13 protein-coding genes and 1 tRNA gene (2 of these 14 running past the window's edge) are annotated in these 15,000 nt (G+C 39.1%); 7 read left to right on the top strand and 7 right to left on the bottom strand.

Annotated features, from left to right (window positions below; genetic code table 11):
* Both LEP1GSC062_RS15400 and LEP1GSC062_RS20555 read left to right on the top strand, forming a co-directional pair.
* A protein-coding gene (locus LEP1GSC062_RS15400) for an efflux RND transporter permease subunit (protein ID WP_039942301.1) crosses the window boundary here: on the top strand, positions 1-1,050 show its end. 2,061 nt of this gene lie to the left of the window's left edge; only the last 1,050 of its 3,111 coding nucleotides appear in the window; its start codon lies off the left edge, out of view; its stop codon occupies positions 1,048-1,050.
* A 275-nt stretch (positions 1,051-1,325) separates the two neighbouring features.
* Positions 1,326-1,964, top strand: coding sequence for a TetR/AcrR family transcriptional regulator (locus LEP1GSC062_RS20555; protein WP_020984729.1), 639 nt, complete (start codon positions 1,326-1,328; stop codon positions 1,962-1,964).
* Positions 1,965-2,063: 99 nt separating this feature from the next.
* Here LEP1GSC062_RS20555 and LEP1GSC062_RS15390 read toward each other — a convergent pair whose 3' ends face one another.
* The gene (locus LEP1GSC062_RS15390; RefSeq protein ID WP_010579147.1) at positions 2,064-3,728 is read right to left on the bottom strand and encodes a hypothetical protein; all 1,665 of its coding nucleotides are present in this window, start codon (positions 3,726-3,728) and stop codon (positions 2,064-2,066) included.
* Between the two features lie 434 nt (positions 3,729-4,162).
* Here LEP1GSC062_RS15390 and LEP1GSC062_RS15385 point away from each other — a divergent pair, with 434 nt between their 5' ends.
* Positions 4,163-5,029, top strand: a complete 867-nt coding sequence (locus LEP1GSC062_RS15385) for an MBL fold metallo-hydrolase (protein ID WP_010579146.1) — start codon at positions 4,163-4,165, stop codon at positions 5,027-5,029.
* 6 nt (positions 5,030-5,035) lie between these two features.
* Here the strand turns inward: LEP1GSC062_RS15385 and LEP1GSC062_RS15380 are convergent, their stop codons facing one another.
* Positions 5,036-5,443, bottom strand: a complete 408-nt coding sequence (locus LEP1GSC062_RS15380) for a hemerythrin domain-containing protein (protein WP_010579145.1) — start codon at positions 5,441-5,443, stop codon at positions 5,036-5,038.
* A gap of 500 nt (positions 5,444-5,943) precedes the next feature.
* Between LEP1GSC062_RS15380 and LEP1GSC062_RS15370 the strand changes: the two genes are divergently transcribed.
* Positions 5,944-7,611 (top strand): GGDEF domain-containing phosphodiesterase, encoded by a 1,668-nt coding sequence (locus LEP1GSC062_RS15370; protein ID WP_167324068.1) that lies wholly within the window; start codon positions 5,944-5,946, stop codon positions 7,609-7,611.
* A gap of 147 nt (positions 7,612-7,758) precedes the next feature.
* On the opposite strand, the gene LEP1GSC062_RS15365 is transcribed toward LEP1GSC062_RS15370, so the two are convergent.
* On the bottom strand, positions 7,759-8,625 hold the full coding sequence (locus LEP1GSC062_RS15365; protein WP_010579142.1) for a hypothetical protein: 867 nt from the start codon (positions 8,623-8,625) through the stop codon (positions 7,759-7,761).
* Positions 8,626-8,701: 76 nt separating this feature from the next.
* Between LEP1GSC062_RS15365 and LEP1GSC062_RS15360 the strand changes: the two genes are divergently transcribed.
* Together LEP1GSC062_RS15360 and LEP1GSC062_RS15355 are read left to right on the top strand one after the other, a co-directional pair.
* Entirely contained in the window at positions 8,702-9,262 is a 561-nt protein-coding gene (locus LEP1GSC062_RS15360; protein ID WP_010579141.1) for a polyhydroxyalkanoate synthesis regulator DNA-binding domain-containing protein, read from the top strand.
* A gap of 50 nt (positions 9,263-9,312) precedes the next feature.
* Positions 9,313-10,188 (top strand): HEAT repeat domain-containing protein, encoded by an 876-nt coding sequence (locus LEP1GSC062_RS15355; RefSeq protein ID WP_010579140.1) that lies wholly within the window; start codon positions 9,313-9,315, stop codon positions 10,186-10,188.
* A gap of 165 nt (positions 10,189-10,353) precedes the next feature.
* Here LEP1GSC062_RS15355 and LEP1GSC062_RS15350 read toward each other — a convergent pair.
* Together LEP1GSC062_RS15350 and LEP1GSC062_RS15345 are read right to left on the bottom strand one after the other, a co-directional pair.
* Positions 10,354-10,430 (bottom strand) — tRNA-Val (locus tag LEP1GSC062_RS15350).
* Positions 10,431-10,889: 459 nt separating this feature from the next.
* The gene (locus tag LEP1GSC062_RS15345; RefSeq protein WP_010579139.1) at positions 10,890-11,468 is read right to left on the bottom strand and encodes a DUF1569 domain-containing protein; all 579 of its coding nucleotides are present in this window, start codon (positions 11,466-11,468) and stop codon (positions 10,890-10,892) included.
* Positions 11,469-12,343: 875 nt separating this feature from the next.
* On the opposite strand from LEP1GSC062_RS15345, the gene LEP1GSC062_RS15340 reads away from it, so the two are divergent.
* On the top strand, positions 12,344-13,516 hold the full coding sequence (locus tag LEP1GSC062_RS15340; RefSeq protein ID WP_010579138.1) for a helix-turn-helix domain-containing protein: 1,173 nt from the start codon (positions 12,344-12,346) through the stop codon (positions 13,514-13,516).
* A gap of 227 nt (positions 13,517-13,743) precedes the next feature.
* Here LEP1GSC062_RS15340 and LEP1GSC062_RS15335 read toward each other — a convergent pair whose 3' ends face one another.
* Positions 13,744-14,718, bottom strand: coding sequence for a hypothetical protein (locus LEP1GSC062_RS15335; RefSeq protein ID WP_004496828.1), 975 nt, complete (start codon positions 14,716-14,718; stop codon positions 13,744-13,746).
* Between the two features lie 65 nt (positions 14,719-14,783).
* Positions 14,784-15,000 carry the final stretch of a TerB family tellurite resistance protein gene (locus LEP1GSC062_RS15330; RefSeq protein WP_425268437.1) on the bottom strand. 287 nt of this gene lie beyond the right edge of the window, so only the last 217 of its 504 coding nucleotides appear in the window; the start codon falls outside the window, past its right edge — the gene reads right to left on this strand; the stop codon is at positions 14,784-14,786.

Below are 15,000 nucleotides of genomic sequence, written 5' to 3'. Positions count from 1 at the left end.
TCGAACGAGTTGCAGGCGTTCTTAAAGTCAATCCCCGGGGTTTTCTCCGTTCGAGACGACTATCGTTACGGTCGCAAACAAATGTATATCCAGCTCGATAAAGGACTCGAGAGTTTTACCGGCATCTCCACATTATCCGCCGCAAACGGTTTGAGAACGGCTTACGACGGAGAAAGAGCGGGGACAGTCCGTAAAGGAAGAACAAAAATATATTTAAGAGTTCTCTACGACAAGGACTTTCGCAAAAATCCGAACGAAATCAAATCAATTCCTCTTAGAAACAAGGCGGGAAACATTACGAATCTTGCAAAGATTTCCAAAATGAATCTGATCGAATCCCCGGAGCTTCTCGCACATAAAGATTTTGATCGTGCCATCACGGTAAATGGAGACGTAAAGTTAGACGAAATAACGGCCCACGACGCAAACCAAAGAGTAGCGAACGAATTCAAACCTTTAATCGAACGACAATATCCCGGAATATCTATTACGTTCGGCGGAGAGGAAAAAGACACCCAAAGATCAATGACATCTCTGGCTAAAGCCGGTCTTATAGCAATCTTCGGTATCTTTGGAATTCTCGCGTTGACGATCAAAAGTTTTTGGAAACCAATATTGATCCTCAGTACAATTCCATTAGGGATTATCGGAATCGTGATCGGTTTTCCTCTTTCCGGAAAATCTATCAGCTTCTTAGCGATGATCGGAATCATAGGTTTAGCGGGAGTTCTCGTAAACGCATCCATCGTCCTCGTAGATTGTATCGATTCGATTAGAAAAGATTCCAAGGCAAGCATGGACGAGATCCTGATCGAAGCGAGCCAAAGAAGATTCAGACCGATTCTTTTAACAACTCTTACCACGGTTGCGGGTTTATTACCGACCGCATACAGTCTCGGAGGCTCGGATCCGATTCTGATTCCGATGACATTAGCCTTAGGTTGGGGATTGGGTTTCGGAACGTTAGGAAGTCTTTTTTATGTTCCGGTCACATTATCCGTGTTTAACGATCTGATGATGAAATTTAACGGGAAAAAAACCAAGAAGTAAAAACTTTGACTGCAAACGCTAAAGTAACGTGAGTTCGGTATAACAAAATGCGAAAGCGATTATATGTTTCGACCCGTAGGGAGAAACATTGAGTTAAATTCCGAAGGAATTGGAGCATTATGTTGCGATCGTAGGCAGCAACATTGAGTTAAAGCGCGGTCGCGAGCCATTTTATCTATGAAATTCGCGAGCGATTCGCCCAAACTTTCTTACGCCGAACTCACGTTAAAGTAGAACGTCAAACCGAATCCGGGAAAAAGGAAAATAGTTCCGGATTGGGGATTTATAACCCCGCTTTGATAAAAGAATCCAAAAAATCCTTGGAGACGCGCGATAAACTATTGGAAGCGGCTCTTACTATATTCGGAAGTAAAGGATTTCACGAAGCGAGAGTGGAAGACATCACGGCTCAAGCCGGATTCGCCAAAGGCACGTTTTACGAACATTTCCACAGTAAAGAGGACCTGATCTACATTTTGATTGATTATGCGGCCCGTAAAAATCTGGAAACGACCCAGACTCTCTTTCGAAAATGTACCAGCTCCGTCGCCATTCGAGAGGAATATTTGAAACCGATTCTTTTGGAGATCCATTCCAAAAAAGAACTCAACCGAGTTTGTTATCAGTTTCTTACGAACGAAATTTTAACGAAAGAGAAACTTCAAAAAAAATTCGACTACTACAACCGATTGTACCGGCAGTACCATCTTAAAATCGTAAAGTGCGCGCAAACCTTGAATTACATTCGGAATGATTTTGATAAGGATGGGATTTTTATGATCTTTAAATATCTAATCGAAGGTTTTACGATCAATCAGGCTTACTCCTTTTTCTGCACCGATAACGGGGACGTAGAAATCGGATCGATTCTGAAATTCTACGACCGATTCCTACTCGTAACCGAATTTACGTAAATTCCATATTAAAAAACGCTAAAGCAATTGAGTGTAAAAACTAAAGCAACATTGGGTTCAAGCGCGATCGAAAGCAATTCGCCCAATGTTTTCTTAAGCTCAATAATCTTGTCTGTAAATCGCTCCGCCGGAAACATTTTCCGGAGAGGAAGTGCCGGTCCAAAAGTTTGCTTGGAACTGAAGATAAACTGTTCTTGAATCGCGGTTATCCGTGGTGTTCCAAAAATAATTCTTAGCCGTATTTGTATGAATGACTTGATAAAAAAGTTGAACCTTATAGAGATGATAATCTCCCATCAAGTTGATTCCCGCCCAGTAGATGTAATAAGCTTCTCCGGGTTCGAACATCTGACTCTGATTCCAATCTCCTTTCAGAAACTCGGCCTTAAAAACGGGCATAATATATTTCGAATCGTAGAGATGAAAATTATAACCGATCGTACCGTGATAACTCATCACTTGGTTGGCTGCAGAACCAGAAAATTTACTCCAAGCTCCGTTCAAATAAAAACCCTTCCAGGTAAAAGTCATATCATATGTATGACCGACGATTCCGAAATTTGGACGCCCCGGAGTCGTGATCGTTCTGTCCGCAAGATAATCGGATTTAAGTCCCGTGGGATCAATTCCTCCGGTGGGAGTCGTTTGTTGAATCGCCAATCTCGTCGGAGTTTGATCCTTAAGAAGAAACTCAACTGGAACCGGCTGAGAGGTTTTAAGTTGAGTCGTCTGAGCCACCGCCGCCCCAAAAGATAATTTCGCATCGTCTTGAAAGATCTCGTCTCCTTCCACCCAACCTATGTCATTTCCCCTTTTTATAAGACCTCCCAAGGCGTTGTATTGGACTCTTCCGTAATAAATCGGAGCAAGCAATTGAGGAAGGTTCTGGCGTGCGGCAGTATTATCCTGTCTTCTGCCGTAACCGTAATCTCCACCACCACCGTGACCGTTCCCGACAAAACCGTGAAGGGACAAATATCGCGTATATTTTTTATCGATCGCTTCAAGAGGATGGATCGCAATCATCGCACCCGTATCGAACTGAGGAAGCATGTTCGTGACAATCGATCTTTCCAAGGAAATGAAATTTGCAGAACTTTGAATATACTCTCTGTTAAACGGAACGTTGATTTGCCCTAAAGTAATGCGAGAACTGAGAATCGGAATGTTCACCCAAATTACAGCCTCATGGATCAAACCTCGAGCATCGTTCAACGTGACGTCCTGAACGTCTCCCGTAGTTTTATTCTTTGTGATTCTTAAAAACTGGCTATTGAGAGCGTTTTCCAAACGAAGCTGAGTCGCAAAACCCCACCATTTCGCTCCTTGATAAAAGAAACCAAGACGGAGTCGTCTAAAGTTCGCGTCTACAGTATGAAAGTCTTCGTTCCCCGAAAAAGCGGATTGACGATCCCCACTGACCCCGCGGAACTGAGTTCTTGCCGCAATCACGAGTTTCTCTTCATTGATATTTTCAGGTCTGTGTTTGAAATGATTCGGAAGCTGCATATCCTTGCGTTCCGGATAATTCTCTTTCCCCAAAGAATCGATTTTAGTTCGGTTCGGACCCGGTTTTGTATAAATCAAACCGGTATCATTGTCTTCATAAAATTCCTTTTTCGGTTTTTCAGGAGGTTTAGAATCTCCGCCGATAGGTTTTTCTTGAGCGAATAACCCGGTTTCAATGGATAAAATTAAACCAAAAATCTGAAAACCGATTTGTAACTTTCTACTTCTTTTATTACACTTTTTTTGCTTTTCCATTTCAAGATGTCGGTTAACAACCTTTTCCCCTTCTCTGCTTGAGCTTTTTGTAATTCCACCGAAATCTATATTTCATTTGCATTACAATCAGATGAGGGAATTGTTTCAATTCAATTACAATCTCACGACCTTCACAACGTAACCAAGGCCTAACTAAACGCAAATATCGGAATATTTTTCGAACGCGCAAAACGATCGAAAGGTATTGAAAAATGAATCAATGTCTCTAACGGCTCGGTCGAACCGCGAAACGAAAGTATCAATTGAACAGACGCGAAAAGAAATCTTTTAAAATCCAAGGAAGAAGAAAATTCAAAAAATTATTTCCAAACTAGACCAATTCGGGTAAAAACAAGTTGATTTGGGAATTATTTTTTTAGAATCCTCTCTGTTCGAAATGGAATCGTATTCTTTGGAATCGGCGTCTAAAGAGCGTGGCAAATCAGCTGAAAAAACGCCAAGAGAACCAAGAAGGCAACTTCTACGTGGATTCCACCTGTATCGACTGCGAAACGTGCAGAATCATCGCACCATCCACGTTCTCCGAAAAAAACGGAGGTTCTTACGTTAGGAAACAACCGGAAACGGAATCTGAAAAAATCGAAGCACTTCGAGCTTTGCTTTCCTGTCCGACTACTTCTATCGGAACCGAGGACAAAATGGATCTAAAAGAAGCGAAGGAAACGTTTCCTTCCAAAATTGAAGCAAACGTATACTATTGCGGTTATCATTCAAAGGATTCTTTCGGAGCATTTTCGTATCTCATCCTTAGAGAAGATGGAAATATTCTCGTAGATTCCCCCCGATTCGTACCTTCTCTTGCAAGTAAGATAGAATCTTTGGGAGGAATCCGTTATCATTTTTTAACCCATCAAGACGATATCGCCGATCATCAAAAATTCAGGGAACGATTCGGGTGTGACCGAATCATCCACGAATACGATCGAAGGTCGATTCCTTCCGCGGAAATCGTCTTAAAGGGCGAAACAGTATTCAAACTCGGGAGTGATGTCAAAATCATTCCCACTCCGGGACATACAAAAGGACACTCGGTATTATCATTGGAAGATCGGTTTCTTTTTACGGGAGACCATCTCGCCTATGATCCTCAAAAGGACCGTCTAATTGCGTTCAAGGGAGTTTGTTGGTATTCTTGGCCGGAACAGATCAATTCCATGAAAAAATTGAAGGATTATTCTTTCGAATGGATTTTACCGGGACACGGATATCCGGTAAAAAAGGAATACAAAACGATGCAGAATCTTTTAAAGGAATGTATTTCCTGGATGGAAAAACGTTAAACGACTTTAAAGAAGAACATAAATTTCATTTTCTTCTTTTCGAAACTTATCCCTCAAATTGAAAATCAACTCCTCCGTTTCTTCCCGAAACTGACTTTCATTTTTTAAAATGGAGGAAGGGAGCAGCCAGTTGGAATAATACTTTTTAAAAGAATTTTTCAGGTCGATGGAGCGGCTCCTGAAGTTTTCCGCAAGAGAGGAAATATTTTCAATCTGTAAACTTTTGATTTTGGGATAGATCAAATTCTCTTCCAGATTCAGATGAAGTTTTAATCTCGCGGAAAAACTTGCAAGCTCATGCAAAAGTTCGTCCATATCTTCGGAAATTTCCCCTTCCCTAAGAAGTCTCTTTTCAATATCGTTCAGCAGTTTTTGAATTTCGGTGTACTGAACCTTATAGAACTCTATGTTCAAAATCTTTATCCTTGTATTTAAAGACTGCCCCAAGACCTTAATGTAAACCGGCTACAAGTTTATAATAAAACCCGGGAGTTCCCACATCCTAAAGTCTTAGAATAGCTCTTAATGAATCTTTTTCTACAACTCGTTCAAAATAAGCTGAAAAGATAAAAACCTTAATTCCAAAAAGAAAAAAACTCTTCTGAGGCCAAGTGATTAATTTGTTCTGCATTCGGAATTCGTACGCAGTCTGAAAACAAAACCTTCCCACGGCCCGTTATCAAAAATGAATGTAAATTAGTTAACTTCTCAGAAGGGAAAATTTTCTCATTCGAACAAAAATTTTCATTGGTTCTACAAAATAATTTTATCAAGGGAAAAAGATAAAAACAATTTTTCATGGAACTAACCGGAAACAAATCATATTTTTCTATATAAAATTATAATAAAAAACATTTTGAATTATAGTACGGATTTCATTATTGATATCTGACGCTACAATTTCATACATGGGAATGCAAATACAGAATCTATCTCCGTCCTTGCAAAAATCATTGTTGTATTTTTCGGATCAGTCGACGGAAGGAATTGTTGTTTTAGACCGTGACTGGAAAACTGTATATGCAAATCATAAATTTCAAAATTTTTGGTCTTTCCCAAACTTCCAAGTGCTTTATGAAAAGATAATACCTCTTCTTAAATCCAAGGAAAATCAACATTTGGAGAACGATACGAACATATCCCATCTTCTTCAAGAAATCGAAGACCCCGAAGATTCCTTTTTAGGAGAAACAAATTTCCAACTACAACTTAGCGTTCACAATTTTGAAGACTCTTATATGATTCGGTTTAAACCTCAGCCGAATGCCCAACCCAAGAAAGGATACGAAACGGGCCACTGGGATCGAAACACGAATCTTCCCAATCAAAAATATTTTTTAAATCATTTTGGAAAACAAATCACCGAAGACGAATTCGCCATGAACGGACATTTTTCGTTTTTGATTTCCATATCCAATCCGGATTCGATCGTATCCAAAGAAAACAATTCTTATTTTGAACATATCTACGCGAAAGTGGCCGATCGATTGAAAAAGTATCTGAATCGAAACGACCATTTATTTAGAATTGAAAGCGACAAATTTTTAATTTCATCCGCACATATAGATTCCGAAATCAAAGCGGAATGGTTTGCGGAATGTATCCAAATGCTTTTCGATTTTCCTTTCACTTATGAAGAAAGAGAATTTCATCTCAACATAAACATCGGTTACACGAAATTCGATTCCAAATCCGGATCGGATATGAACGCACTCGGAATCCTAAAAGAGGCTCTCCAGCGATCCTGTTTGCTCGGTCCAAACTCCTTGTTTTACTACGACCAAAACGCAATCGCCTCAACTTTCGAAAAATCGAAAATCGAAATCGACCTGAGAAAGGTACTAAACCGAAACGAATTGGAAATTCATTTTCAACCCATCATCGATCTCAAAGAGAACCGATTTTTTTCTATGGAAACTCTGGTACGCTGGAATCATCCGGAAAAAGGTAAACTTCTTCCCGGAAGTTTCATTTCGATCGCCGAGAGTTCCAGTTTTATCAAAACCATCGGAGAATGGATGATCTGGGAAACGTTCCGATATTACGAAAATTCAATATTAAAATCGGAGAATGTCTCCTTATCCCTAAACATATCTCCGAAACAACTCGGCGATAAAAACATCTTTCCGCTGCTGAAAGAGGCGAGCGACTATTATAAAATCCAACCGAGTCATATCATTTTGGAAATTGTGGAAGATTCTTTCGATTCGAGAGAGTCCCAAATCGGCAAGGTTATCACCTCTCTCAAAGATTACGGATTTAAGTTTGCGATCGATGATTTCGGAAAAGGATATTCTTCTTTAGGAAGGCTCATTCACCTTCCGATCGATTACATCAAGCTAGACAAAATATTTCTTTTCAATTACTTTCAGACTTCCACTCGCGCGGTGATTACTTCCATGGTAAATTTGGTGCAAGCAATGGGCAAGGCGATCATTGTGGAAGGCGTGGAGAACGAAACACAACACAAACTCCTTCGAGAACTCAATTGCGATTTCGGACAGGGATACTATTATTCTCACCCGATGGAAATCGATCTCGCGGAAAAATTAGTTCGAAATAAGGAAATTCCTTTCTCTTAAAGGCCGATAAGTCTTACGATAACGATTGTAGCGGAAATTGCAGCATTATGTTTCTTCGAACCGTAGTGAGAGCTCAATCGCGATAGCTCGTCTTTGAATACGATCGTGAGTAAATCACTAGCCGTTTGTCCGCTTAAGCGCAAACCCTCAGAGAAACTCATTCATCCAATCGAGTATCTTTCTCTGTTTGATTTTTTCCAAATGAGAACCGAAAAACTGAGTCGGTGCGGTTTTTTCGACTCGAATTTCGGTAGGTTGAATTCCGGTTCTAAACTTAAAGACTAATCTTTTGAAACTTTCGGAACTATAACTTTCACTCTCCAAATTCGGAATAGAATGATTCAAAATTTCGAATATTTCTTTTTCTGAATATAATTCCTGACAAAAGTCTCCGATTCCGGCGGAAAGATCCTGAAAAAGATTCTCCCGTCTTACGTCCCTGATCCCAATCACAGACGGAAAAATCCCTCTTTGGGGCAAATTCTTTAACCGATCCACCGTATCCCTAACGTTCAATCTTTCCCAATCCACGAAAAATAGGCCGGGTTCGTATTCTTTAAATATTTCCTTGAGCGCGGATAACTCTCTACAAGGAATCGTTTCCCATCCCAGAACTTTGAGATGAGCTCGAATTCTTTGAAACAAAAGCGAATCGGGCCCGATTACGATCGAATTCAATCCCTTTTTTTGCGAAACATTTTCCAACGGAATATCAATGATCTGAGAGGTTTGAAGATCTAAAAAGTAGTTGAGACCTTGCTGAAATAATTTCTTTAGTGGAGGGGATTCGATTCTTCCGATCAATAAAGGTTGTTTCGACCAATCGATTGCAGTTTGTAAAGAATCGACCTCGATCGTTTTTCGAACAACGATTTGCCCGGAATTTGATTCCGGAAATCTTCCGACCCATTCTTGAATTGAAATTTCTTTCCAATCCAAAAGTGAGAACAGTAACCTTTCTTCCTTTTTTGTAAGCCCGTTTAGAAAGAGACAATCGAACAATAGGCTTGCCATGGGTATTTTGCTTGACCGAAGACTTTTCCGGCGAATCCTAGAATTGTGCAATGCGCAAAAGACGCAACCAATTAAGATGAAACTTCTAAAACGATACGCGAATCGAAGGCTCTATGATCCCGCGACGAGTAAAACAATCACTCTTGAGGATGTAGCGGATATGATTATCAATGGCGAAGAAATTCGTGTGATCGATAATATGTCCGGTTCCGATATCACTCCGAAAATTCTCGGACAAACTTTTCTCAAAATTTCTCTGGGACAAAGGAACGAAGAATTTTCAAACTTCATGCTTTCGGCTCTGATTCGAGAAACCGGGAAAGACATAAGTTCCTTGTTCGGCAGATTGGTTTTAGGTGGAATCGGCGCGAGTTATCTCACTCGGGATCGGTTGGAAAAAATTCTCCAATCCATGATTTCGTTAGGCGAACTCAAACTCGAAATGGCCACGGAATACAGAGACGATCTCCTTACACACATGGCGAGCAGGGCCTCCGAAAACAGGTTGAGAATTCAAGAAGACCTCAAAAAGATCGGAAAAGAGCTGGAAGAATCCACGGAAACCGATCTACCACTAGAGGACCTATCCGAAAAAATCCGTAAAATTGCCGAAAGTGTAAAAGAAAAGGAAGCCTGAAACTTTAAGCCGACGATTTCAAAAACCGATATTAACAGAGAGGAAATGCCATGTTTAAAAATATTTCGATCTCTATCATTTCGTTTTCTATCAGCGTTTTGCCTTTATTCTCCTCAGATAAGGCAGTAGAATACGCCGATAGAGTATATTTCGAACAGGTTAGAAAACTCGAGTCCGGTTCTTACGAAGAAAAGTTAGACGCCGCAGATTATCTTAAGTTCGTAAGCAACAAACTTGCCGTCCGCCCTCTTCTAAATGCGCTTCGTGGAAATCCTAAAATTCCTAAGTCTCTTGAAAATCATCCTTATCTCAAATTTACGGTCGCTCAAGCCCTTTCCGTAATAGATCTGGAAATTGCGATCAAACCGACCATAGAAGAATATAAAAAATTAGAACCCACCATCCAAGAGAAGGACGAACCTTATTTCACTTCGAAAGAAGACTATACGATGGTGATGGCAGCCGGTGAAATTTTAAGAACGATCGGAAGTTATCCCTATGCGAAAGAATCTGAAGACGTTCTTGTAAACGCCCTCGGCCATTCGAACTACTATATCCGCGCTTCAGCCGCGGACGGTTTGAAATATATGAACCGCAAGGAAACCGTGAACTTTCTCGTTTCCACTCTGGAAAAAGAAAAGAACGATTTTACCAAAGCGGCGATCTTAAACTCTATCGTTCATATCATGAGAGTTGCCGATAAAAACTTTTACACTCTCTGCGATATGCTGAAAAGTGAAAGCCCTTCGGTTCGTTATAGAGTTTCCATGGCTTTGGGTGAAGTGGATTTAAAGGCCGCCGAATTTTATCTTCGTCAGGCTCTTTTAGTGGAAGACAAACAAAACGTTCGCGATCAGATTCGTAAAGATTTAGCGACCGTTCTTGGTTTTAAACTGCCTACAATTTCCGTAATCTTTGCAGAATAAGAATCGAATTTTTAAATTCTCCTAAATCAAAAAAGAAAAACCAAACCGATACCTGAAAGCTCCCGAACTCGGAGCTTTTTTATTTTGTTCGGATCTTCTTTTGAAACTAAGGAGTTCCCGCATTTTTTAAAAACCGAGAAATAACCAAAAGCAGCATCAAAAAGGTGGTGGGAGATACTGGGATCGAACCAGTGACCTCTACCATGTCAAGGTAGCGCTCTAACCAGCTGAGCTAATCCCCCAATCCCGATCGCTTTCCAGAATTTGTTTCCCGCATAATTCGTAAAGAAGATTCCTATCTTTTGAAATTCGTTTTCAAACTCCAATTTCTAAGATTCCCCATTAAAATCTAAGAATCTAGATTTTCATTGGAAGAATTTTAGAACAACCCATCTCAAGAAACTCCCTCATTCGCTTTGAAACGCTGTTATACGATACCGTAATTTTTAACGTGAGTTCGATATAAGAAAATTAAAAAAATTTCTAAAAGTAATAGTCCCTACATTTTTTTAATTCGCAATAAATCTAAAATGGTATGTAAGCTTCCACATTTAATTCTATTCTTTTCCGGAAAAATTAACTTTTATGAGATGAGTTTTCTTAGATCGAACTAGCGTTAATTTTTCAGATAGAGTAAGTCGATTTTAAAATCCGGAAGGAAAAAGATATTTTGTGAAATACAAAACCAAAATTTATCTTTTTCAAGAATGAAAAGTTAAAAAACTGAAATGATTGGCGATATGCATCGCGTGTGCCAAATCGTATTCTTCCTTAGATAAACTTCCGTAAGCGAAATGAGGTTTCAATTCTCCGTCATAAGTTTGAAATTTAAGAATGGTTTTCCGTAAAATCGAAAGGCTTTCCTTCCAATCCGTACCGGTTCGTATTTCCGTAGCACCGGGTATCGGAGCTTCTAGGTCGTGGGACATTTTTTTGGAAGATGCGAAGTTTAAAAAGACGAGTTTTCCAATCGTATTCTGAAAAAGTGCGCTTTTATTTTCGGGATAACCTTGGATCGAATATTCGATCGATTGAGCGCAGTGAAGAAACACTTTGCCCGCATCCCAAGCTCCATATCCTCGAATTGAATTCAATTTTTTGAATATTTCTAATTCATTTAACACTTGGGAGAGGGAAACAAAAGACAGATTTTCATTCACGGCTCCCTTCGGCCCGGAATTACATCCGGTCAAACTCGGCATAATCGCTCCGCCAGCACCGATAAAAACGAAAAATTTTACGGAAGAATTCAAGAATTCCCTTCTATTGAGTTTCTGCATCTAGATTTCTCTTCTTATGGTCTCCGATTAAAACGTTCTTATTGAGAACTATATAACAAAACGTCTCGTATCCTGCGTCTAAACGGGGATTAGTTTCAAAATTCACGGTACCTATTATGTAAAAATCAGTAAAGCCGAATCTCAGAATAATTTTTGAATTCGATCATCCGATTCGATTCTGATAAAAGAATAAAATCCCCGTTTTGCAAAACATAACGTGAGAATTTTATCATTCAACTATTCAATCTGTTAAACCACCGTTTGTCTCGCGATTTCAGGTATCATAGGTTTTCGAGAAAGTCCCATTTTACTTGAGTTCTTCCACAATTCTTTTCCCAAAAAGTTGGCTTCTTCAAAAGCCAAAGGAAGAGTCAATAACTTTAGTTTTTTTGCATATATCTCAGGCTTTAATTCAAAATAATCAAAATCCGTTCTCGAATACGAACGCTTTCCAGATCAAAGTGGGGCACAAATCTATTTTCGTTTGGAGCTTTTCGATATGCTCCCAATTAGTACGAAAATCGTCCTGTACCGAATCCAATCTGTAAATCCTGTTCTAAAGCGAAAAAGTAGTAAAACTTCGATCCTTCATTTCCTGATCGTTAAACAAAAAATCGTTTTAGTAAAAAACAAAAATTACCATCTTCCCCAATTATAGATTCTTTTAGGTAGTTCAAATGATAACTGTCAAAAAACATGCAAAAGCTCGGAAACATTTTGTTATAACCGATATGGGGAAAACTATTTGCTTATAAGAATAACAAAGTATATTTTGAAAGAATTGTTTGCATAATCAAACGGAGAAAATATTTCTTCCCTATAGAAAAAAGTGTTTCTGGGAGCAATAGGAACAAAAACAACAAAAGGATTCGAATGTGGAAGAGATTGAATATTATTCTTTAGCGGCAACGTTATACTCTATGATTGCCGTATTCGGAGTTCTCAAAAGTAACAGACAAAAGAATATCGCTGCCCCGGTGCTGTTTTTCTTAATGGCCTGTACTTTTTGGTCTTTTACGGCCACGATTTTTATCTCGGAAAATACTTTTGCAAAGAAACTAGCTCAGTATTTTTACACTTACTTTTCGATTGCAGTCGCTTTCTTATTTATAAGCTTCGCCACAAGTGTGAAGAACGATAATTTCCGGTATGTTTACACTAATTTTACGGTTCTTCGAAGATTGTTTCTGCGCAGCTTTGCTTCCACTGCGGCTATCATTGTTCTTTGGGATTTGCTTGGCGAATTCAAAATTCCTAATCTTTCCGAGGTAGTATCTTTAGGAATCTTTTTATTTTTCATTTGTCTTCTATTTCATGTCTTAATTCTTTTACGTTCTGCCAAAAACAAAGAAGCCCTAATAAAAATTCTTCCTTCCATTAGTTTATTGCTCATCATCAAACTCACGGAAATGTTCCGTCATTTTGAAGGCGCAAAAATCATCGAGCCGATCAATAAAATTAATTATTATTTTCTAATTCTTTCTCCAATTATCTTGAGCGAATGTATTTCGATGCTCTCCAACATTCAAAGAACTCAAAACGAACTTTTATTAGTTAGCAATTCGTCCGGAGAAAAAATCTCAGATCAAAATTTTTCTCAACGAGATTCCGTTCAGGACAAAAAATCTCTTTTGGAAGACCTTAACATCGAAAAAGTCGAAAGCAAACTCACGGAATTGATGCAGAGTGAAAGAATTCATCTGGACGAAGAACTTCGGCTTCCTTCTTTAGCGTCGGAGATGGGTCTTTCCGTACATCATCTCTCGGCTTTTTTAAACGAACACATGGGAATGAATTTCAATTCCTTTATCAACCACCACCGGGTAAAAGAGGCGAAAGTTATGCTACTTGACGAGCCTGACCGTTCCATTCTTTCGATCGGAATGGCCGTCGGTTTTAGTTCTTCTTCCGCATTTCACAGGGCATTTTTGAAAGAAGTTAAAAAATCTCCAAAGGCTTTCCGAGAAGAAAATCTTCCCAATTACAAAAGTAAGGAAAACCAAATGGGTAACTTGAATTCCTCTACTAGATATTCCCATTCGATCTAAAATTGTAGCGTCCTAAAAAAAGTTGTCAGTCAAAGACAGGTAAAATGACAAATTTTTCTAGGACACTACACCGCTCAATTCCTGACCACCAATTGTCAGAAAATCACCATTGGAAAAATTTCCACGCAAGAGATCGAAACGAAACGCAGTCGCGAAAGAACTCGGTCCTTTCAATCGCAGACCGAAAGGAAGACATATATATTATAAATTTATTATGTATGTAAAATTCAGAGCGAATCGCGTTTGTAAGAACGATTTTTTCCTATAAGCGTATATAACCCTTTTGCCACGGTTTGAAGCATCCTCGTCATTACTCCTTTCAATTTGATTTTGAGGAACAATTCCAATATGAGCTCTCTAAGTGCAAGATCGAAAGGTAAGTTATAATTCTGCCATACAATCGTAAAATGAAACGGATAACTCTGTTCTAGTTTATCTTGAGAATGTGGAGCGAAATGTATTAGAGTTCCTTCCAAAGTAGTTTCGTCCGAATTGATATGTTTGAATTCCGCATAAATCCGAACCCTATTTTTGAGAAAAGGAAGCGGAATCACTTGTAATCCCGCAAGTTCCGACCAAGTGATGTCGCTTAACGATAAAAATCCTCTCGTTTCTCCGTCTAACACTCCGATTTTGAGGAAACCTCTTTTACCGAGTCTGCAAGTTCCGCTTTTGGTTCTAAATAGAACTTCAAGAGGAGATCCAGAATCCATATATCCGCCTTCGATCGCAATATCGTGCAATTGAATCGTATAAGTAGGAGTTAAAGTTTTATCCACAATCGAAATCGATCCGTTTTCTATTTTCATATTCTGAAATACGATCTTTCCACGTTTAGGCATCAGTCCTATTTTTTTATAAGGACTGATGATATTCGTATAATCCATATGAAAATTTTTGAATATAGAAGAGGAGATTCTCAATTTTCCTCTGAAAAGAGAAAAAAACTCGATTTTCAGATTTAAAGAGGAAACTCTCGCATAAACCTGATCCGTTTTCAATATCCCGGGGAACTCGATCGTACAGTTTCTGGAAACTACATAAAAAATTGGAAGTATTACTCCAGAAGAAAACCATCGAAATTTGAAATGACGAAACGAAAAAAAATTAATCAGAAGTTGTAAAACCGGGCCGGAAACCAAAAACTGAAGACCGGCGTAGATGATGAGAAGATATAATAACGTTCCCTCCAGCCAATTCACGGAGCTGATTCCTTGAAACGGGATGTTTGAAATAATAAGAAGCGACTGTTTCCCAAAAGATACGTTTACTTCTTTTTCTCAAGAATTCTACTTTCGATATTCTTCTTATCCATCGAAGATATTTCGAGTTCCTTCGCGAGATCATCCAAGAACACCCTTTCTTTTTTCGTAAGAGTTCCGTCCATTGAAACGATGACGCAGGCGTCTTCGTAAAAACCAGCCGCCATGATCGGATTCCCTTCCGAAAAATTACGAACCGTTTTTACGGGAAGAGGATTTTCA

This window comes from Leptospira alexanderi serovar Manhao 3 str. L 60, from assembly GCF_000243815.2.
GTDB classification, from domain to species: Bacteria; Spirochaetota; Leptospiria; order Leptospirales; family Leptospiraceae; genus Leptospira; species Leptospira alexanderi.
The sequence above is the reverse complement of the archived record's forward strand: the minus strand, read 5'-3'. Positions and strand labels throughout refer to the sequence as shown.

Bases quoted from the DNA above. Each gene is read 5' to 3' on its own strand.
- LEP1GSC062_RS15390 (WP_010579147.1), bottom strand. From the start codon at position 3,728: ATGGAAAAGCAAAAAAAGTGTAATAAAAGAAGTAGAAAGTTACAAATC.
- LEP1GSC062_RS15370 (WP_167324068.1), top strand. From the start codon at position 5,944: ATGCAAATACAGAATCTATCTCCGTCCTTGCAAAAATCATTGTTGTAT.
- LEP1GSC062_RS15365 (WP_010579142.1), bottom strand. From the start codon at position 8,625: ATGGCAAGCCTATTGTTCGATTGTCTCTTTCTAAACGGGCTTACAAAA.
- LEP1GSC062_RS15360 (WP_010579141.1), top strand. From the start codon at position 8,702: ATGAAACTTCTAAAACGATACGCGAATCGAAGGCTCTATGATCCCGCG.
- LEP1GSC062_RS15355 (WP_010579140.1), top strand. From the start codon at position 9,313: ATGTTTAAAAATATTTCGATCTCTATCATTTCGTTTTCTATCAGCGTT.
- LEP1GSC062_RS15345 (WP_010579139.1), bottom strand. From the start codon at position 11,468: ATGCAGAAACTCAATAGAAGGGAATTCTTGAATTCTTCCGTAAAATTT.